At 63.1% G+C, this 19193-nt stretch carries 22 protein-coding genes; 11 read left to right on the top strand and 11 right to left on the bottom strand.

The features are described from left to right. Positions 1-34 precede the first annotated feature (34 nt). Positions 35-2800: a PQQ-binding-like beta-propeller repeat protein gene (locus tag G405_RS0102815; protein WP_022699982.1), complete on the top strand. Its 2766-nt coding sequence runs from the start codon at positions 35-37 to the stop codon at positions 2798-2800. A gap of 78 nt (positions 2801-2878) precedes the next feature. Here G405_RS0102815 and G405_RS0102810 read toward each other — a convergent pair whose 3' ends face one another. Genes G405_RS0102810 through G405_RS0102800 form a run of 3 tightly spaced genes read right to left on the bottom strand, consistent with a single transcriptional unit; the run spans position 2879 to position 4745 of the window. After that, a complete protein-coding gene (locus G405_RS0102810) occupies positions 2879-3316 on the bottom strand; it encodes a hypothetical protein (protein WP_022699981.1) in 438 nt (145 codons plus the stop codon). Next, entirely contained in the window at positions 3316-3642 is a 327-nt protein-coding gene (locus G405_RS0102805; RefSeq protein ID WP_022699980.1) for a rod-binding protein, read from the bottom strand. Before G405_RS0102805 ends, G405_RS0102810 begins: the two co-directional genes overlap by 1 nt. Beyond that, positions 3642-4745 carry a flagellar basal body P-ring protein FlgI gene (locus G405_RS0102800; protein WP_022699979.1) on the bottom strand — a complete coding sequence of 368 codons (1104 nt, stop codon included), beginning with the start codon at positions 4743-4745 and terminating at the stop codon, positions 3642-3644. The genes G405_RS0102805 and G405_RS0102800 overlap by 1 nt, the downstream gene beginning before the upstream one ends. Before the next feature lie 232 nt (positions 4746-4977). On the opposite strand from G405_RS0102800, the gene G405_RS0102795 reads away from it, so the two are divergent. Together G405_RS0102795 and dksA are read left to right on the top strand one after the other, a co-directional pair. Beyond that, complete coding sequence (locus tag G405_RS0102795) at positions 4978-5397, top strand: flagellar assembly protein FliX (protein ID WP_022699978.1); 420 nt, start codon at positions 4978-4980, stop codon at positions 5395-5397. A 162-nt stretch (positions 5398-5559) separates the two neighbouring features. Further along, on the top strand, positions 5560-5982 hold the full coding sequence (dksA, locus tag G405_RS0102790; RefSeq protein WP_022699977.1) for an RNA polymerase-binding protein DksA: 423 nt from the start codon (positions 5560-5562) through the stop codon (positions 5980-5982). Between the two features lie 17 nt (positions 5983-5999). Here dksA and G405_RS0102785 read toward each other — a convergent pair whose 3' ends face one another. From G405_RS0102785 to flgF, 6 genes are all read right to left on the bottom strand, one after another. Next, entirely contained in the window at positions 6000-6398 is a 399-nt protein-coding gene (locus G405_RS0102785; protein WP_022699976.1) for a hypothetical protein, read from the bottom strand. Positions 6399-6499: 101 nt separating this feature from the next. Next, positions 6500-6880: a hypothetical protein gene (locus G405_RS0102780; RefSeq protein ID WP_022699975.1), complete on the bottom strand. Its 381-nt coding sequence runs from the start codon at positions 6878-6880 to the stop codon at positions 6500-6502. A 9-nt stretch (positions 6881-6889) separates the two neighbouring features. Further along, positions 6890-7690: a flagellar basal body L-ring protein FlgH gene (gene flgH / locus G405_RS0102775; RefSeq protein WP_022699974.1), complete on the bottom strand. Its 801-nt coding sequence runs from the start codon at positions 7688-7690 to the stop codon at positions 6890-6892. 3 nt (positions 7691-7693) lie between these two features. Beyond that, entirely contained in the window at positions 7694-8641 is a 948-nt protein-coding gene (gene flgA, locus G405_RS0102770; RefSeq protein ID WP_022699973.1) for a flagellar basal body P-ring formation chaperone FlgA, read from the bottom strand. A 14-nt stretch (positions 8642-8655) separates the two neighbouring features. Then, positions 8656-9441, bottom strand: a complete 786-nt coding sequence (gene flgG / locus G405_RS0102765) for a flagellar basal-body rod protein FlgG (protein ID WP_022699972.1) — start codon at positions 9439-9441, stop codon at positions 8656-8658. A gap of 27 nt (positions 9442-9468) precedes the next feature. Beyond that, on the bottom strand, positions 9469-10203 hold the full coding sequence (flgF, locus tag G405_RS0102760; protein ID WP_022699971.1) for a flagellar basal-body rod protein FlgF: 735 nt from the start codon (positions 10201-10203) through the stop codon (positions 9469-9471). Between the two features lie 263 nt (positions 10204-10466). Here flgF and G405_RS0102755 point away from each other — a divergent pair, with 263 nt between their 5' ends. From G405_RS0102755 to G405_RS0102735, 5 genes are all read left to right on the top strand, one after another. Beyond that, positions 10467-11045, top strand: a complete 579-nt coding sequence (locus tag G405_RS0102755; RefSeq protein ID WP_022699970.1) for a flagellar basal body-associated FliL family protein — start codon at positions 10467-10469, stop codon at positions 11043-11045. Between the two features lie 135 nt (positions 11046-11180). Further along, positions 11181-12215 carry a flagellar motor switch protein FliM gene (gene fliM / locus G405_RS0102750; protein ID WP_375550199.1) on the top strand — a complete coding sequence of 345 codons (1035 nt, stop codon included), beginning with the start codon at positions 11181-11183 and terminating at the stop codon, positions 12213-12215. Next, on the top strand, positions 12212-12610 hold the full coding sequence (locus tag G405_RS0102745; RefSeq protein WP_022699968.1) for a DUF6468 domain-containing protein: 399 nt from the start codon (positions 12212-12214) through the stop codon (positions 12608-12610). Before fliM ends, G405_RS0102745 begins: the two co-directional genes overlap by 4 nt. A 2-nt stretch (positions 12611-12612) precedes the next feature. After that, positions 12613-13326: a MotE family protein gene (locus G405_RS0102740; RefSeq protein WP_022699967.1), complete on the top strand. Its 714-nt coding sequence runs from the start codon at positions 12613-12615 to the stop codon at positions 13324-13326. Continuing rightward, entirely contained in the window at positions 13307-16660 is a 3354-nt protein-coding gene (locus G405_RS0102735; RefSeq protein ID WP_022699966.1) for a tetratricopeptide repeat protein, read from the top strand. Before G405_RS0102740 ends, G405_RS0102735 begins: the two co-directional genes overlap by 20 nt. On the opposite strand, the gene fliP is transcribed toward G405_RS0102735, so the two are convergent. Together fliP and G405_RS14795 are read right to left on the bottom strand one after the other, a co-directional pair. Further along, complete coding sequence (gene fliP / locus G405_RS14800; protein WP_022699965.1) at positions 16661-17437, bottom strand: flagellar type III secretion system pore protein FliP; 777 nt, start codon at positions 17435-17437, stop codon at positions 16661-16663. Then, positions 17434-17808 carry a flagellar biosynthetic protein FliO gene (locus tag G405_RS14795; RefSeq protein WP_022699964.1) on the bottom strand — a complete coding sequence of 125 codons (375 nt, stop codon included), beginning with the start codon at positions 17806-17808 and terminating at the stop codon, positions 17434-17436. Before G405_RS14795 ends, fliP begins: the two co-directional genes overlap by 4 nt. Before the next feature lie 149 nt (positions 17809-17957). Here G405_RS14795 and flgB point away from each other — a divergent pair, with 149 nt between their 5' ends. Genes flgB through fliE form a run of 3 tightly spaced genes read left to right on the top strand, consistent with a single transcriptional unit; the run spans position 17958 to position 19176 of the window. Then, the gene (gene flgB / locus G405_RS0102720) at positions 17958-18374 is read left to right on the top strand and encodes a flagellar basal body rod protein FlgB (protein ID WP_028284484.1); all 417 of its coding nucleotides are present in this window, start codon (positions 17958-17960) and stop codon (positions 18372-18374) included. 30 nt (positions 18375-18404) lie between these two features. Further along, positions 18405-18821, top strand: coding sequence for a flagellar basal body rod protein FlgC (gene flgC / locus G405_RS0102715; protein WP_022699962.1), 417 nt, complete (start codon positions 18405-18407; stop codon positions 18819-18821). 37 nt (positions 18822-18858) lie between these two features. After that, a complete protein-coding gene (fliE, locus tag G405_RS0102710; RefSeq protein ID WP_022699961.1) occupies positions 18859-19176 on the top strand; it encodes a flagellar hook-basal body complex protein FliE in 318 nt (105 codons plus the stop codon). The last annotated feature ends 17 nt before the right edge of the window (positions 19177-19193 follow it).

The raw sequence follows: 19193 nt of genomic DNA, 5'->3' as shown, positions 1-19193 counted from the left end.
GTGTATCGAGCTTTAAGGGTTCGGGCCGAAGGCCATGGTCATTTCGTCCAATCTTCTCAGCGCCTGGTATGGCGCGCAGAATGCAACGGCGCTGTCACGCACGACAGCGTTCTCCCAGTCTGCGTCCAATGCCCAAAATCCCAACCGGTCTTCCTCCAGTGATGTTCTGCCGCCCTGGGATGCGCGCGGCGAGATCGAAGCGCTCGACGTTCTCAAGCGCAGCGCGCTGGCGGACGGCGTCTTCTTTGACAAGAAGCTCGGTGATTTCGCCAGCCTGGATGTGGGCGAGGACGAGAAACAGCTTTTCGCCATGTATCAGGGGCTGCGCCGCTTGCAGGCTCTGGGTTCGGAAGCCGCTGAAAAGGGCACGCTGGACAGCCGTCGCGATTTTCTCGACCGTCGTTTTCAGGAAGGCCTGAACCAGCTCAACAGTTTCTTCGGCGATCTCTCCCTTGAAGGGGTGACGGTGCTGAAAGGCGAGGAATTGTCCAAGGCGGAAAGCAGCCTGGCGATCTCCCGCGGCATCTCTGAATATGTGACGCCCATCGTTCACTCTGGCGCTTTTGATGCTGAAGTGGACGGGTTTCAGGGTGATGTCTCCTTCACCATCAGCGTGAAGAAGTCCGGCGCGACCACGCCTGTGGCCATTGATCTGGCCAATATGGGCGCGACCCCGCGCACGCTCGACAATGTCGCCGCTTTCATCAACACCGAGCTTGAAAACGCTGGCATGCTCAGCCGGATCGAGCGGGTGAAGATCGGCGAGGAAGACGAGAACGGGATCATTCCCGGCGATAATTTCGGATTCAAGATCAAGGGTATTCTGACCGAGACCCTGAGCTTTGCGCCTGCGACCGGCAATCCGGCGGTCTATATGGCCGGCGTGTCTGGCGATACCGAGGGTGCGGGCGGCCAGCTGACGAAATATGTCGATATCGCCAATGGCGGCGACGCCGCGTTCATGCGTCGCATCGACGCGGATGGCAGCGTGACCACGTCTGATGTGGCCGTGCCGGGCGGGGAAGAGGGTGAAACCGAAACCCGCACCAAAACGGACTCCAATCCGCTGCGCATTCTGGATTCCGTGCAAGGTGCGGATGGCGGCCTCTATGTGGTCGGCTACGCTGAAAACGGTTTGGCCGGGCAGTCGATCAAGGGCGAGCAGGATCTGATCCTGATGCGCTATGACACGACCGGCAAACAGGTCTGGGCGCGCACACTGGGCGCGGGCGGCACGGCGGAAGGCGCTTCTATCGCGCTGGACGCCAACGGCAATGTCGTGGTGGCGGGCTCTGTCGAGGGCGCTTTGGGCGACACGACCGAGTTGGGCGGCACGGATTCCCTGGTCTCCAAATTCTCCGCCGACGGCGTCGAGCAATGGACCAAGCGCTTTGGCAGCAATAAGGATGATGAAGCGACCGCAGTGAGCGTCGGCGCGGACGGCACGATCTATGTGGCCGGTCAGACCAGCGCGCCGGTGGGCGGCGTGGTCAATGCGGGCAAGACGGACGGGTATTTGCGCGCGCTCGATGAAAACGGCGCGATCCTGTATACGCGCGCCGCAGGCGCCAGCGCTGAGAATGACACCGCCAAATCCATCGCCCAAGCGGCGGATGGCGGGCTGATCGTGGCCAGCGAAGTGAACGGCAGCGCTGTGCTGACCAAATACGCAGCGGGTGATGACGGAACCGGCGCGCCGGTCTGGACGCTTGATCTCGGTGATCTGGACGGTGGCCGTATCGGCGAGATCACGGTGGCTGATGACGGGGCGATCTATCTGGCGGGCGCTGCGGGCGCAGCCTTCTCGCCCAGTGCGCCGATCGAGGCGAACGCCGGCGGCCGTGACGCCGTGCTGGTCAAAATCTCTGACGGTCCGACCGCCAGCGTCGATTTCACCACCTTCCTGGGCTCTGCGGAGGACAATTCCGCAACCTCTGTGACGGTCAGCAATGGCGTGGCCTACATAGCGGGCAAGACCTCTGGCGCGCTGCCGGGGCAGACCCAGAACGGCGCCCGCAACGCCTTTGTCGCGGGTCTGGACACGACCAGCGGCGCGGTCACTTTCACCCAGCAATTGTCTGGCCGGGGCGGCCTGGCGGAAGCCAATGCGGTGGTGGTCGATCCTACGGGCGATAATGCGCTCGACAAGCTCGGCTTCCCCACCGGCGAAGTGCGCTATGCGGACAGCCGCGTGATCACCGCGCGCTCGAGCGTGCGCGAAGGCGACCATTTCTTCATCTCCGTGGATGGCGGCCGGAAAAAGAAAATCACCATTGATGATGACGAGACCATGCGGTCTCTGACCTTCAAGCTGAACGCTGTGCTGGTGCTGGACGGCAATTCGGACGTGCGCCGCTCCGCCAATGGCGACATGTTGCGCATCAAGCCCAAGGAAGGCGTGAAGATCGAGCTGTTCGCCGGGGATGACGGTCGTGACGCGCTGAATGGATTGGGTCTGCCCGAGGGCGCGATCATCGGCAAGGCGTCGCTTCTGGACAAGGACAGCACGTCTGACGCGCCCGAGATTTTTGCGCTGGAACTGCCCACCTCCCTGTCGATCACAGACAAGGACAGCGCCGCGAAAGCTCTGGAAGCCTTGTCCAAGGCGCAATCGGTGATCCAGCGCGCTTACCGCGACCTGACCACGGATCCGGCGCTGAAAGCGCTTCTGGACGGCCCGCAGGCGGGCAAGCGTGGCGGCACGGTTCCGTCTTATCTGACGGCCCAGGTGTCTAACTATCAAGCGGGCCTGGATCGCCTTGTGAATGGCGGCGGCGGCAGTACGCTGGGCCTGTTCTAGATTCTAAGGTCTTGTGGTCCCGACATACAAAAAACCCCGGAGCGCGGCTCCGGGGTTTTTTCTGGCATGACCTTCAGATCAGACCGTCTGGTTGTAGGCGAGGGCGGAGACGCTGCCTGATTTGACGCCGGGGCCGTAGCCGACTTGAGTCTGCTGCTGGCGCGCAGCTTCATCTGCGATGGCTTTGACCAGGCCTTCAGTCAGCACTTTCAGCGCTTCAACCGCAGCGCCATTGCGCGCCAGGGCGTCTTCGAAGGCCCGGGTTGAGATCTTCAGTTTGGCCTTTAGCTCGGGATCAACGCCGCTCAAGCGCGAGCGGTCCTTGCTCGCCAGCTTGGTTTCCGTGCGATAGAGCGTTGCGAGCTTGGTCTTCTCGGCCTGAAACTCGACCGCCTTGTGAGGCATGTGAGCGTCAAACAGCTCGGTTTCCTGATCGAGCAGTTCCGTCAGCCGACCGGTCAGCTGGATCAGCGCCTGGGCGCGTTCGGTCGGGTTTGCAGCCGCCAGTTCAGTCATCACGCGCCTCCTTGTTCTTGCATGGCCAGCATTTCGCGCATGACGGAATCGGCCAGACCGATGCCGCCCGCCTTGGCCATCACCTTGGCGTATTCTTCATTGAGCATGGATTTGAAGGCGTTCTCGCCCGGACCGCCGCCAAAGCTCGACTCGGTGGTCTCGCCCAGCATCTGCTCCATCATCTGGGACAGGAAGACCGCTTCGAAGTCTTCCGCCGTCTTGCGGATCTGGTCTGGCGTCTGGCCGGCGGTCGAACGGGATGTGGACGCAGGGCCGCGCGCTGCGAGCAGCGCGTTCTGCATCTGGGCGTCAAGCAATCCGTCCATTACAGCACCTCGATTTCAGCTTGCAGCGCGCCGGCCGCCTTGATGCTTTGCAGGATGGTGATCATGTCGCGCGGGCTGACGCCCAGGGCGTTCAGACCATCCACGAGCTCGCGCAGGCTGACCGTGCCGTTGAGCACGCCCATTTCGCGCAATTCCTCTTCCACGCTGACATTGGTGCGCGGGACTTCCACCGTTTCACCACCATCCGCGAACGGCAGAGCCTGGCTGACTTGCGGGCTCTCGGTGACGGTGATGGTCAGTCCGCCTTGCGCGATAGCGACGGTGGAGACGCGCACATCTTCACCCATCACGATGGTGCCGGTGGATTCGTCGATCACCACGCGGGCGCGCATATCGGTTTCGACGCGTAATTGTTCGACTTCGGCGATCAGGGCGACCATGTCGCCTTCAAAATAAAGCGGCCGGGTCAGGGAAACGGTGGAGGGGTTCTGCGCGGCGGCGGCTTCAGCGCCCAGAAACGCGTTGATGGTCTGGGCCATGCGGCGCGCGGTGGTGAAATCGGGATTGCGCAGCGCCAGGCGGATTTGCGCCTGACCGGCCAGGTCCCAGTCCAGTTCACGCTCGATGACGCCGCCATTGGCGATCCGTCCATTGGTCGGCACGCCGCGGGTGATCGAGGCCCCGTCGCCTTCAGCGGCGAACCCGCCCACAGCCAGCGAACCTTGCGCCACGGCGTAGACATCGCCATTGGCGGCCATCAGCGGGGTGGCGATCAGCACGCCGCCCTGAAGGCTGTCTGAATCGCCCAGTGCGGACACCGTGACGTCGACGCGCGAGCCTTGCATGGAGAAGGGCGGCAGCTCGGCGGTGACGATCACCGCAGCCACATTGCCGGTACGCAGATCGGCTTCACGCACATTGATGTTGAAGCGTTCCAGCATGGAGTTGAGGGCCTGCCGGGTGAACACCGCATTGCGCAGCGTATCGCCGGTGCCGTCCAGACCCACCACCAGGCCGTAGCCCACCAGCTGGTTGTCGCGAACGCCTTCCACATCCGCGATGTCCTTGATTCGCGGATTGGCCTCGGCCAGCGGCGCTGCGAGGCAAAAAAGCGTGAGGCAAGCGATTAACAGGCGGGTCATACTGGCGGAGTTCTCCGACGGATCAGGTTTCTACACCTGTCTCATTGCGAGAAACATGCCAGTTTGACGGGGTCTAAATAACTGAAATATATGAGCGGCATCTGGGAAAACCTTGCCGGGGCCGCTTTATTGCAAGGACCGAAGGCAAATCCTGCCGAGTGAGCGCTTTAAGCACTCATTAAGTTTGATTAAGCACAGTTGTCGCATGCTTTGAGAGGACTCGAAGGGCATCATGAAGGTCAATTCATCCCGGCCCGTACAAGGGGCGTCTGGCGCCAAGCGCAAAGGTGAAGCGTCAAAAGCTTCAGGTTTTTCGCCCGAGGGCGCTGCGTCATCAAACGTGTCAGTCTCCGCGTCAGCGCTGAGCGGTGCGTCTGCGATTGGATCTGTTGACGCCTTGCTGGCGCTCCAGGGGGCGGGCGACGCCCTGACCGCCAAGCGCCAGGCGACCGAGCGGGCCTTCTCACTTCTTGACATCCTCGACGATCTGAAACTGGCGCTTCTGGATGGCGTCCTGCCGCGAGATACGCTGGTCAAGCTCATGGAGACGCTGCAAACCCGACGCGACGCCACCCATGATCCGCGTCTGGAAGCTGCGCTGGATGAGGTGGAAATTCGCGCCGCCGTCGAATTGGCCAAGTTAAGCGCCTGATCACATTGCCTGAGGGGGCGATGCGACCGTCACATCATCATCATCGTCCTGTTGAATTTGCTCTGTAACCGTATGAGCAGATTGACTTGAACTTGACGGTCGATATTCTCCGCCGCGCTCAGGCCGGCGGGGGCTGCATACGGAGACGGTCTCATGAGTGTTATGGATTCAAGCATCGAGCTGCCGACGGGGTACCGTCCCAGCGAGTCCGAACCCTTCATGAATGAACGCCAGAAAGAATATTTCCGGCGGAAGTTGTTGGCTTGGAAGGATGAAATCCTTCGTGAGAGTCGTTCAACTCTATCTAATCTTCAAGAAGATATCGGCGCGCTGCCGGATATTGCAGATCGGGCGTCGACGGAAACCGACCGTGCGCTGGAGCTGCGGGCGCGAGATCGCCAACGCAAGCTGATCTCCAAGATAGAAGCTGCGATTCGCCGGATCGAAGAAGACGAGTACGGATATTGCGAGGAAACGGGCGAGCCGATCTCTCTGGCGCGTCTGGATGCACGTCCGGTGGCGACGCTCAGCCTGGAAGCCCAGGAACGCCATGAGCGCTCCGAGCGCGTGCACCGCGATAATTAACGGCGTCAGCGTCAGGTCTAGACCTGACGCGACCAGCTTTCATTGCTTTTGAGAAACGCGAGCGCTTCTTCAGCGTTGGAGAAAGCTTGCGCGTTTATTCCCGCTGCGTTGAGCATTTTTGTCGTTCGCGCAGAGATTACAAGCGTTCGCGGATTGTAGACGTAAGCGAGTTTGACGCGCCGTGGGAAATGCCGGATGGCGTACTCTACGCGCTGATTGAATTCCGTCAGCGTGTAGCTGATCTGTGACTGGCTATGATCAAACAGAACGCCAGTCCACTGAGGTTCTGCATCGAGTCGCTGGCAGATCGCGACCAAACCGGGTTCCGTTTCGGCGTTTGTCTCCAAACCGATGATATTATACCGCAGCACACCGATTTCTGGCAGCTCGATGCGTTCAAGTGAGTACGTTCTCATTCCGGGAGAGGCCTGTAGGCAGCGAAAAGCGCTCTACACTATGTCCCAATCAGTGCTTCGGCTTTCTTAATCGAATGAGAGGGTGTGATTGGAACTGTGAGTCACTCACCCTTCTCATTCGCCGCAAACAACAGGGCCTCGTCAAAGTCTCCGAACGCCCGCGTGACAAACCCCGCAGATTTCATCAGGCGCGTGATGTAGGCCGCGTGCATGAGGTTGCTTTCATCATAGACATAGGCGACCCGGACATGCGCCGGGAGGGCCTCGCTCAGGGCTTCCGCGACCTTGGTGAACTGGCCCACCGTGTGATCGAAGCGGCAGCCCTGATAATTCATGATCAGGCCCGAATAGCCGGTTTCACGCACGCGTTGGCCAAGCTTCGGCGCATTGGCGAGGCTCTGCGCGGCTGTGTTCACGCCCGTCATGTGAATGCTGAGAACGCGGCCGTCTGCATGTTCGGTCCGCGTGAACGTCATGGTCATGCGCTTGCCCTAGAACGGCCAGAGGAGATTATAAAGCTCCTGACCCACGGGCGGGCGCTGCATTTCGGTGATATGGCCGCGACCGCCATAGGAGATGCGCGCTTCGGCGATCTGTTCATGATCGATCGTATTGTCCGCCGCGATGTCCTGAGGGCGGACAATGCCGGAAATCAGCAGCTCGCGCACTTCGTTGTTGATGCGCACTTCCTGACGGCCATGGATCACCAGATTGCCGTTCCACAACACGTCCACCACGATCGCGGCGGCGGTCATCGAAATGCTTTCAGAGCGATTGATGTTGCCTGCGCCCTGGGTGGATGAGGCGGACCCGAAGCTGGCGAGGCTGGCGGGATTGACCGCGTCATTGAAGAACTGGTTGAGCGCGGCTTCCCCGCCAAAGAAGTTGGTCAGGTTTGAGTCTTCAGACGTGGTGCGCGAGCGCGTGGTCTGATTAGAGACGGTCGCGCTGTCGGCGATGTCGATGCTCACCGTCAGGATATCGCCCACATGCGCGGCGCGCGGATCGCCGAAGAAGGTGGTGGAGTTGGTTGAGCGCCATAGCGAGTTGGGATTGGCGGACTGGGCCCGCGCCTCGGCGATGGCGCGGGCGCGGGCCAGTCGCGCCGCTTCCGCCTGACCCGCCGTCGGGCCGTTGGCGCCCGCCTGGCCGGTCAGCGCTGCAGCGTTATTGATATCGTTCATGGGCGGGGTTTGCCCCACATAAGACAAGCGGTCTGTGGTCGCGCAGGCGGTCAGAGACAGGGCGCCCAGAATAACGGCGCTACACATCAAAAAGCGTTTGGACATCATGGCTCAGGACTCGCTGGGGCGTGCGGCGCTGCGGCCGCCAAGGACACTGGCGCGGCCAGGGGCTTCCACCCAGGCTTCGACCGTGCGGTTTGATTGCAGGTTCAGAAAACGGATGAACTGGCCTTCGCCGCCGTTTTCCAGGGCGCGGGCCTGGGCGCTCAGCATCAGCGGCCCGACCTGATAGACCAGGGACACCAGCTCGCCGCGCGCCACCAGAATGGGCGGCTCCACGTCAAAACTGCGCAAGGGGCGCTCAGGGCTGAGGGCGCGCTTGGCGGACATACCGACAAGATCGGCTTCAGCCAGCAGGATTTCACCGCGCACCTGACTTTCAGGCAGGCGGACCCAGTCCACATCTGCGGCGGTGATGGTCTCGCCGCGCGCAATGGTGCGGTTGAGCACCGGCACATTGGTCACCCGTTGCGCCCGACCCGCCACGGTGAGAGGCTCGCCGCCCGGATACGCCGCGATCTGGGCGCGGAACAGGTTTGAGCTGGCGTCATGATCAAAGCTGATCAGTTCCGGCCCGCCCAGCGCGTCAGCCGGCGCGAACAGATCCTGGCGCATATTGGAGAGGTTGACCGCATAGGCGTGGCCCGTCTCCACATAGAGCGCTTCCTGAACCAGATCGGAAATATCGGACGCGCTGACCGTGCGGGCTTCACGCTCGACGGTGACGCGCAAAACGCCGCCGGCGTTCGCCCAGTGGAAACCCTCGCGCGCCGCTGCGTTACGGACAAAGTCGGGGTCCAGCGAAATCGCTCGTCCCGGCGCCGGGGCGCGAGCGAGCTGGACATCGCCCGCCTCGCCTGTGATGTCGAACAGGTCGGACAGGGTGATGACGGCGTCGGCGCTGACCAGGCGCTCCTTGAGCACCACGGACGTGCTGACCTCCTGCGCCGCCGCTGCGCCCGTCGAGAGCGCCAGAATAAGAGTGAGGGTGCGAAGCATGGCTTAGCCTTTCCTCAGCGCAGATTGGAGGAGGTTGCGAGCATCTCGTCCGCGGCCGTGATGACCCGGGCGTTCATCTCATAGGCGCGCTGGGCCTGGATGAGAGACGTGATCTCGGTGACGGCGTCCACATTGGACACTTCCACAAAGCCCTGGCGCACCTGACCGAAACCGGGATCGGTTGGAGCGCCGAGATTGGGCGCGCCAGACGCGGCGCTTTCCAGCAGCAGATTGTCGCCGATCTGCTCAAGGCCGGCTTCATTGGGGAAGGTCGCAAGCTCAAGCTGACCCACCACTTGCGGGGCGGGCTGGCCGTTCAGAAGGATCTGCACCTGGCCTTGGGTGTTGATCACCACCTGTCGTGCCTCGGCGGGGACCACGATGCCCGGCATGACCGAGTAACCGTCCGCAGTGACGATCTCGCCGTTGGGGCTCAGGGAGAAATTGCCGGCGCGGGTGTAGGCGTCATTGCCGTCAGGCATCTGGACGCGAAAATAACCGGATCCGGAGATCGCGACATCATAGCTGTTTCCGGTTTCACTCAGGCCGCCTTGTTCGGCGATGCGATAGACCGACCCTGCGTTGACGCCCAGGCCCACCTGAACGCCCGTCGGCACGATGGTGCCGGCGTCCGAGGAGTTGGCGCCGGGCTGTGAGACGGTCTGGTAGAGCAGGTCTTCGAACTCGGCGCGCTGACGCTTGAACGCGATCGTGTTCATGTTGGCCAGGTTGTGAGAGATCACCTCGACGGCCAGTGACTGGGCTTCCATCCCGGTGGCGGCGGTGGACAATGCGCGCATGACTGCGGCCTCCTTCAGAATAGAGCGTTATGGGCGACCAAGGCGGTCAATGGCCTTGCGGCTGAGTTCGTCGGTGTCTTTGATCATGCGGGTGACCGACGCATAGGCGCGGCTCACTTCCATCATGGTGGTGATTTCAAGCATGGGCCGCACGTTCGAGCTTTCCAGGAACCCCTGCTTGATCTGCGGCAGCTCCTCGATCACGCGCTCGGCGTCTTCAGGCGCGGCGTAGCGATTGTCGCCGGTCTTGGTCAGCAGGCCCGGATCGGCGAACTGGGCGACGCCCACTTGCGCGATGATCTGACCGTTTTGAGTAATCTCGCCCGTCTCGCCGATAACGATCTGGCCGGCGGTCGGGTCCAGCACGATCGGTGCGCCGCCGGCGTCCAGCACTTGCGCGCCGTCGCTGGCGACCAGCTCGCCCAGAGGATTCAGGGTGAAAGCGCCGTCACGGGTGAAGCGCTCGACGCCGTCCATCTCCACCATGAAGAAGCCGTCGCCCTGCAAGGCCAGATCCAGCGGGCGACCCGTATTGGTGAGCGAGCCCTGAGAGAAATCCCGGCCCATCGCCCATTCATCGACGAACTGGGCGCGGTTGGGGCCGTCTTGATGGCGGGCGCGATACGAGGTGTCGGGCTCGAGCATCATGCGCTCGGCCTTGAAGCCCTGGGTGTTGGCGTTGGCGATATTGTTGGCGACCACATCCATCTGCCGACGCAAGGTCAGCTGGCGGGTCAGTCCGATCAGCATGGTGTTGTCCATCGCCAGGCGTCCTTCTGAAGGCGGTTGCTGCGACTTCTGGCAGCGTCCCCAGACTCATGGCAAACACCGTGCCATGGTTAACGTGTTGAAAAATATACATGCGGTTGAACGGACAACGGTATTGGGCGGCCAGCCTTGCCTGTCGAGCCTCACAAAGGGGAAAAATCTGCCCAGCGAAGCCGTTTCCAAACGGATCGTTAACCGCAGCACTGATTAATCGTTGTTGGAATTGGGCCAATCCGTAAGGCGAGGGAATCAGCTACATGGCTGAAGACACCGAAGACGAAACGCGCGAAGAGAGCGCCGAAGGTGAAGAGGGCGAAGAGGAAGCCAAGAAGGGCGGCCTCAAGAAGATGATCCTTTTCATCGGCTTGCCTGTGATCCTCGTCATTCTGGCCGGGGTGGCGGGCGCCTTGTTTTTCCTGGGCGGCGGTGACGAAGAGGTCGTCGCCGAGGGCGAGCACGGCGAGGAGCACGGCGAAGCGTCTGCGGACGGTCATGGCGCCGCCGCGACCGAGGAGCACCTCGCGGAGCTGTTTCGCTTTGAAGAGCCGCTGATCGTGGACATGTCCGGCCCGGACAACCGTTCGGTGCTTTTGGAAGTGCAGATCGCGCTCGCCTATTCCGACCATGATGTGGCCGAGCTTCTGGCGCGAGAAGACGTTCAGATCCTGTTGCGCGACGAATATGTGGATTTCTTTCGCGCTTTACGGGTCGAAGACATTGACGGTTCGACCGGATCACACCGCATTCGGATGGAGTTGATCCGCCGCACCAATCTGGTGCTGGCCCCCAAGACTGTGGACGGCGTGCTGCTGCCCAGTTTCGTGATGCAGCAATAGCGGAGACCTGCGTTGGACGACGATATCGATCAGGATGCAATGGCGGCTGAATGGGAGGCCGCTGCTGCGGGCGAACAGCCTGACTTTGACTCCTTGGGCGATGACGGCGACGACCTGGCGTCCGAATGGGAGGCCATGGTCGACGGGGATGGTGAAACCTTCCTGCCGGCCCAGCAGTCTTCCGGCCCTGAACGCATCCTCAATCAGGAAGAAATCGACTCCCTTCTCGGGTTCTCGGTGTCTGACGACGACGCCAATGAGCGCTCGGGCATTCGGGCGATCATCAATTCGGCGCTGGTGTCCTATGAACGCCTGCCGATGCTGGAGATCGTCTTTGACCGCCTGGTGCGGCTGATGACGACGAGCCTGCGTAACTTCACGTCCGACAACGTGGAAGTGAGTCTCGACAACATCTCGTCCATCCGCTTCGGCGATTATCTCAACTCGATCCCGCTTCCGGCGATCCTGGCGGTGTTCCGCGCCAAGCAGCTCGATAACTACGGTCTGCTGACGGTGGACTCCAACCTGATCTATTCGATCGTGGACGTTCTGCTGGGCGGTCGGCGCGGCACCTCGGCCATGCGCGTGGAAGGTCGGCCCTACACCACCATCGAACGCACGCTGGTCCAGCGGATGATCGAAGTGGTGCTGGCCGATGCCCGTCAGGCGTTCGCGCCGTTGACCGAGGTGGATTTCGATCTCGACCGGGTCGAGACCAACCCGCGCTTCGCCGCCATCGCCCGGCCTGCGAACGCGGCGATCCTCGTCAAGCTGCGCATCGACATGGAAGACCGCGGCGGGCGTATCGAGCTCTTGCTGCCGTACGCCACGCTCGAACCCATTCGTAAAATGCTGCTGCAGCAGTTCATGGGCGAGAAGTTCGGCCGCGACAATATCTGGGAAAGCCACCTGGCCACTGAACTGTGGTCCACCAAGATGGAGGTGAGCGCGGTCCTTGATGAGATGCAGAAGCCTTTGGGCGAAGTGATGAATCTCAAGGTCGGCGACACCTTGATGCTGGATGCGGGGCCAGACGGCCTGATCGAGCTGCGCTGTGATGATGTTCCGCTGACGCACGGTCATATGGGCCGAATCGGGCACAACATAGGGGTTCGCCTGGATCGCCCGCTGAGTGCGATGGCGAAGAAAAGTTTGATGGGGTTCTCATGACGCTCGCCGGTCTCGCTTTCGAAGTTCTTGTCTGCATCCTTTTGGCCATGGCGGTCGTCATGTGCTGGCGCGTGGATCGCCGCTTGCGCGCTCTGCGCAACGGGCAGGATGGCCTTGTGGGGACGATCTCCGCCCTGAATGACGCGGTTGAGCGCGCTCGCGCCACCCTTGGGGCGCTTGATCGTGCGAGCCGCGATGGCGGAGAAAGCCTGCGCAAGGAGACCGAGCGCGCGCAGAAGCTGGCGGATGAACTGCGCTTTCTGTCCGGGGAAGCCGATATGAGCGCCCAGCGTCTGACCCAGCGTCCCCGGCGCGAGTCGCCGCGCGCTGAGGATGAAGATCCCGAAGCCACGCGCTCACGCCGTCGCCTGAATGCGCTGAAGGCGCTTCGCTGACCATGAAATCCGTTCGTCCTCTCATGCTGCTGACCGTCGTGCTAGGCGGGTTGCTGGGCTTGAAGTCCTTGTCCCTCGTGGATGAGGTCTCCACCCTGTTTGTCGAACGCGCCGAGGCGGCGGCTGCGCCGCCAGCCGATGACGGGCATGGCGATGAGGGCGGAGACGAGCCTGCAGAAGAAGTGGATGAAGGTCCTGCGCCGCCCGCCGCGCCGCCCCCTTCCGCCGCGCCTGCGCCGCGTGCGGCGCCCACCACGGCCCAGCTGGGTCTGGAGCGTCGTCTGGCCGAACGCCGGCGGACGCTGGATCAGCGCGAAGCCGAGCTTGATACGCGCGAGCAGCTGCTGTCTGTGGCGGAGCTGCGCGTGGATGACCGGGTGACCGAGCTTGAGGCCCTGCGCGATGAAGTGCGCGGCCTGCTGGGCATGCTCGACGACCGCCGGCAAGAGCAAGTGGACGCCATTGTCGCTGTCTATTCCCAGCTCGAGCCTGATGCGGCGGCCCGCATTCTGACGTCCATGCGCGAGACCGACGAGACGACGCTGCTTCTGGTCGCAGAACAGCTGCAAACCACCAATGCGCGTAAATTCGCCAGCGTCATGGCGGAGATGGAGCCCGGCTTCGCCGCCGAGCTGACCTTTATGCTGCGCATGCGCGCTGAACCGCCTGAAACCACCGCGGAAGCGGAGGCCCGCCTTGAAGCAGCGGCAGGATAAGCGGCTCGCCCTTCTTGGCGGAGCGGCGCTGGGCGCCGTGCTGTCGGCGTCTGCGTGGGCTCAGTCGCCGGCGCAGATTGACGTGTCCCGGCAAGGCCAGACCGCCCGCGTTCAGATCAGCCTGCCTGAAATGGAAGGCGAGGGGCTGAGCGCGGACGCGGAAGTCGCCGCTGGCGCCGTTCTGGTGGCCCGGTTGTCCGAGCCGATCGAGGCGGACGTCTCCGCCATAACCGCCGCCGCGCCGGACTATTTCGCCATGGCGCGTCTGGATCCCGATGGTCGGACCTTGCGTCTGGCGCTGAACCGGACGCTCGAAAGCCGGGTGTCTGTCTCTCACAACATCATCGCCATTGATGTCGCGCCGCCCGGCGCAGCGCCGCTGGCGGATGTGGTCAGCCCCTATGAGCTGGCGCAAATTGAACGCGCGCGTCAGGCGCGGGCCCAGGCGGCGGCCGCCGCCGCCGCTGCGGCCGCGCCGCCGCCTGCTTTGCCAGTGGATATGCGCATTGGCGAAGCGGCGGAATATTCGCGCATCGTGTTTCAATGGCCCGAGGCGGTGACTTATTCGCTGGAACAGGCGGACGGGCGGGCCGTGCTGACCTTTTCTCGCGCCGCCGAGCTGAACCTGGCGCCGCTGACCGCGGCGCCGCCGCGCTTCATCGATGCTGTGACGGAACGCCGGGCTGACAGCCTGTCGCTGGCTTTCCTGCTGGGGCCGGGCGCCGAGGCGCGGGTCTGGTCTGATGAGCCGGGACGGGTCGTGTTTGACGTCTCCATGGGCGCGTCGGGGGGCGCTGAGTCGGTTCTCGCGGCGCTGTCAGACTATGCCGATCAGATTGAGGCGCAGACATCGAGCGCGGCTGAGAGCGCTGACCCGACAGACGAGGGGGCTGAGGCCGCCCTTTTGAGCGCCACCGAACCGGACGCGCCGGTCTTGACGCGTCCTGACGCCGAGGCGAGCCCTGATCCCGTGCCTGAAGACGGAATCGTCCGGGTGGAAGCGCGCCGTAACGGCACCGATGTGGTGCTCAATATTCCCTGGGCCTCGCTGCCCGGCGCCGCCGTGTTCCGCCGGGGGCAGGCGATCTGGGTGGTTTTTGACGCCAGCGCCGAGCTGGATGTCGGTGAGATGGCGGCGCTGGGCGGACGCCATATTCGCACGCATCAAGTCCTGCGCGGGGCGGACTATACGGCCCTGCGTATCGAGGCGCCGAGCTCTACCCAGACCGATGTCCGGCCCGTGGGGACCAGCTGGGTTCTGACCTTTGGCGAAACGGTGGACCAGCCGCCTGCGCCAATCCGCGTGACGCGCGAGACGGGGGTGAACCGCCCCGCGCGCCTGCGCTTCAATTTCAACGGCGCCCGCAGCGTGCGCACGGTCACTGACCCTGTTGTGGGCGATGATCTTCTGGTTCTGACGAGTGATGGTGAGAAATACGGGGTGATTTCACCGCGTCAATATGTGGAAGCGGTCATGCTGCCCTCCACTCAAGGCGTGGCGTTGCAGCCTCTGGCCGATGATCTGATTTTCTCTGTACGCGCAGGCGGCGCCGATCTCAGCCGTCCCGGCGGTCTGGCGCTGACACGGGCGGCCAGCCCCGGCCTGTCCGGGTCGCTGGACCGGCCTGTCACGCCCGGTTTTCTGGATCTGGCGGCGTATCGCGGTGAAGATGATTATCGCGATGCGATGGTGGTGCTGCAGCGCCGGGCGTCAGAGCTCGACCCCACAGCGATTCTCAATCTGGCGCGTTTCAAGCTGGGATGGCAGCTGGCGCCTGAAGGGCTGGGCCTGGTTGAACTGGCGGTGGAGGAGAACCCATCGCTGGACGCCAGCCCGGAAGTCGCCGCCTTGCGCGGCGTCGCCAGCTATATGATCGGGCGCTACGAAGACGCAGAGCGCTATCTGTCCCATCCTGTTCTGCTCAATGATCCCGCGGCCCAACCCTGGCGCGGCGCCGTTTCCGCACAGCTCGGGGACTGGCCGCAGGCGCGCCGACGGTTCGAGCAGGGGCGTGAGGCAATCTATTTCTTTGATCCGGTCTGGCGCGCGCGCCTGTCGGCGTTGCACGCCATGGCGGTGCTGAAGACCAATGATCTGGGCGCGGTGGAGCCCTTGCTCAATGTGGTCGCGGCTGAAGATTTCGATCTGGAAGCGCGCACGGAAGCGGCGATGGTTGAGGCCGGGCTCGCCGCCGCATCCGGCGATATTGATCAGGCCATCGCGCTTTATGATGAGCTGAGCCGTTCGGACTGGCGTCCGGCGCGGGCGCGAGCCTTGCTGGAAAAAGTCCGGCTGGAGTTCGCCAATGATCGTGTGGCGCCGGACGAGGCGGTTGAAACCCTTGAAAGCCTGCGGTTTCGCTGGCGGGGTGACGACGTGGAAGTGGAAGCCTCCACCATGCTCGGCGAGGTCTATGCGGATGCGGGCCGTTTCCCCGAAGCGCTGAACACCATGTCCAATGCGCTCTCGCGCTTTTCCAATACGCCCGAAGCGCGACGGTTGAGCGTGCGGCTGGAAACCCTGTTCCGCGACATCTTCCTGAACGGGCAGGGCGACCGGATGGACCCGATGGAGGCGCTGGCGCTCTGGTACGAGCATCAGGACCTGACGCCGCCAGGGCCGGACGGGCTGCGCATGGCGCGCCGTATCGCCGCCCGGCTGGTGGAGGTGGATCTGCTGGAGCCGGCGTCCGAGCTTCTGGCGCACCAGGTGTTTGAGCGCCGGATCACCATGACCTCTCTGGCGCGCGCGCAAGTCGCCGCCGATCTGGCGCGGGTCTATCTGATCGATAATCGTCCAGCGGACGCGCTGCGGGCGCTCGACAGCACCCGGATCGCCGGGCTGCCCAATGATCTGGTTGACGAACGGCGCGTCCTGCAGGCGCGCGCGCTGGCGGCGCTGGGCCGCACCGAACATGCGCTGGAGCTGATCGCCTATGATCAGGGACCTGAAGCGGATCGCTTGCGGGCGGACATCGCCTGGGAAGGGCGCAACTGGTCAGAAGCCGGGCGCCTGATGGAAGCGCTTCTGGGCGATCGCTGGCGCTCTGACCGGGCGCTCACCTCAGCAGAAGCCCATGATGTGCTGCGCGCCCTGATCGCCTATGCGCTGGTGCCGGACGAGGCGGGCATGGACCGTCTTGTTGCGCGCTATGGTCGGCAGATGGGTGAGACCGAACACGCCGCCGCCTTCAGCACCGTGGCCAACCGCTCTGTGGCGCCGGGCGACAGCCGCCTGAGTTCTCTGGTCGGGCAGATCGCCAACGTCCAGCGCAGTGATGCGCTGATGGCGGGGTTCGGCCGCTATGACGAACCTTCAGGTCCTGAAAGCTGATCAGCCGCCGGGCGGCATTCGCTCGAAGCTTTGCACCAGCGAGCCGATCACCAGGGTCCAGCCATCCACCAGCACGAAGAAGATCAGCTTGAACGGCAGTGAGATGATCACGGGCGGCAGCATCATCATGCCCATGGACATCAGGATGCTGGCCACTACCAGGTCGATGATCAGGAAGGGGATGAACAGCAGAAAGCCGATCTCGAAGGCGCGCCTCAATTCTGAAATCATGAAGGCGGGCGCCACCACATAGACCGGCGTGGCTTCCGGGGTTTCAGGCTCTTCGCCGGAAATGTTCAAGAACAGCCCCAGATCTTCTTCCCGGGTATGGGCGAGCATGAAAGCTTTCACCGGCTGTGCGGCGGCGGTGAAGGCTTCCTGATTGCTGATCTGGCCGTTCAGGAGCGGCTCCACGCCGTCCTGATAGGCCTGGGTGAAAACCGGCGACATGATGAAGGCGGTCAGAAACAGCGATAGCGAGATCAGCACGGCGTTCGGCGGGCTTTGCTGCAGGCCGATCGCGGTACGCAGCAGCGACAACACCACCACGATCCGGATGAAGCTGGTGGTCATGATCAGGATGGACGGCGCCAGGCTCAGCACCGTCAAAAGCGCGATCATCTGCAGGACGCGCTCGGTCAGCGCCGTGTCATTGCCGCCCAGAGAAATCGACAGGCCCGGCCCGGCCGCAGCATGGGCGTCCGGCGCGCCGATCAACGCAGCGCCCAAGGCCAGAGCGATCAGGACGACCGGATAGATCCAGCGCGCCGCCTTCATTGGCTCTGCCCCAGCCGTGTGACGGAGGCGCCGGGGTTTTCGGCATCCGTGTCGACGGTATCCGGCGCGACCGGTTCAAACACAGGCTCTTCTTTTGCGGGCGCGCGGTCGAGCACCTGCTCGCGCTCTGCGCCGAGAAGCAGCACATGTTCGGCGTCGTCCACGCGCACGATCACCACCTTGCGGCGCGGATCGAGCATCAAGGTCTCCGTGATGGACAGGCGGCGCTTGCGCGTCGGCGTGGACCAGCGGTCCAGCATCGGCATCGGTCCCATCCAGCCCGCGCGTCTGGCGACCACTGCGAATCCGCCTAAAAGGCCCAACACCAAGATCAGGGCGGCGAAATACCGTATGATATCAAGCTGGTCCAAAGTCGCTTCGTCCTGTCTGCAAGAGCGGTCGACGCGCAGGCGCGCATCCTCATCAACAGCCCTAACGGGAGTCGGCGAGGGAGTTAAGCTCTCCTTAACCGGCTCGGCTCAGGGTGATGAATGCAAAGTTAACTCTGGCGGAGGCGCCGATGCGCCCTGACGACATACCGCTCTTGTCCATGCTGCGTGACACGATGGGCTATCACGGCGCCCGCCAGCGGGTGATTGCCGAGAATGTGGCCAACGCCAACACGCCCGGATATACGCCATCCGATGTCCCGCGCAGTGAGTTTGAACGCGTGCTTGCAGGCCAGGCGCAGGCCGCCGGCGGCCTGCGCACCACGCACGCCATGCATTATGGCGGCGATAGCGCGGCGTCCGGCTCGCGGCAGTTCCGCACCGAGCGCGCGCCCGACAGCGAAACCACCTCGAACGGCAATTCGGTCGTGATCGAGGAGCAGATGGTCGACGCCAACGACAACCGCATGCGGTTCGAGACGGCGCTCAGCCTGTATCAGAAGAGCCTGAACATGATCCGCATGGCGAGCCGCTCGCCGGGTCAGTGATCTTAAGCAACGCCAGAAAGGCAGACGGCTATGGTCGATCGCGTCTCTGAAACCCTGCAGATCTCCGCAGCGGGCCTGCGCGCGCAATCCTCGCGCATGCGGGTCATCGCCGAGAACGTGGCGAACGCTCAATCAACGGCGCGGACTGCGGACGAAGATCCGTATCAGCGTCAGATCCCGGTGTTCCAGTCTGAGTTTGACCGTCAGGTCGGCACCGAGCTGGTGCGCATGAATGACGTCACGCTCGATGAGTCAGATTTCCGCATGGTCTATGAGCCCGGCCACCCGGCGGCTGATGGCGAAGGCTATGTGAAATATCCCAATGTCTCCTCCCTGGTCGAGCTGATGGACATGCGCGACGCGCAGCGGTCCTACGAGGCGAATCTGACCATGGTGGAGGGCACGCGCCGCATGCTTGAGCGCACGCTCGACCTGTTGCGCCGTTAATCGCCAGGCACCGCCGGCTCTAGAAAGGGGCTGACTTATGGATCTCGCTGCTATCCGCGCCTACACCGCCGCCGCCCAGCAGGCCGCCGGTGTGTCGCCGTCCACCAATAACGCCGCCGAGCTCGCCAAAGCTGAGGGCGGTGATTTCGGCGACATGGTGATGAACGCCGTGCAATCGGTTCAGGAGACGCTGAGCCAGTCTGAACAGCTCAGCGCCCAGGCTGCGACCGGTCAGGCTGAGCTGGTGGATGTGGTGACGGCTGTGGCCGCCGCTGAAGTGCAGCTGGAAAGCGTCGTCGCCGTGCGCGACCAGGTCATCCGCGCCTATCAGGAAATCCTGCGCATGCCGATCTAGGGCGTAGCGTCAGGTTA

This window comes from Oceanicaulis alexandrii DSM 11625 (assembly GCF_000420265.1).
Lineage (GTDB): Bacteria > Pseudomonadota > Alphaproteobacteria > Caulobacterales > Maricaulaceae > Oceanicaulis > Oceanicaulis alexandrii.
This window is presented reverse-complemented; position numbering and strand designations above follow the sequence as displayed.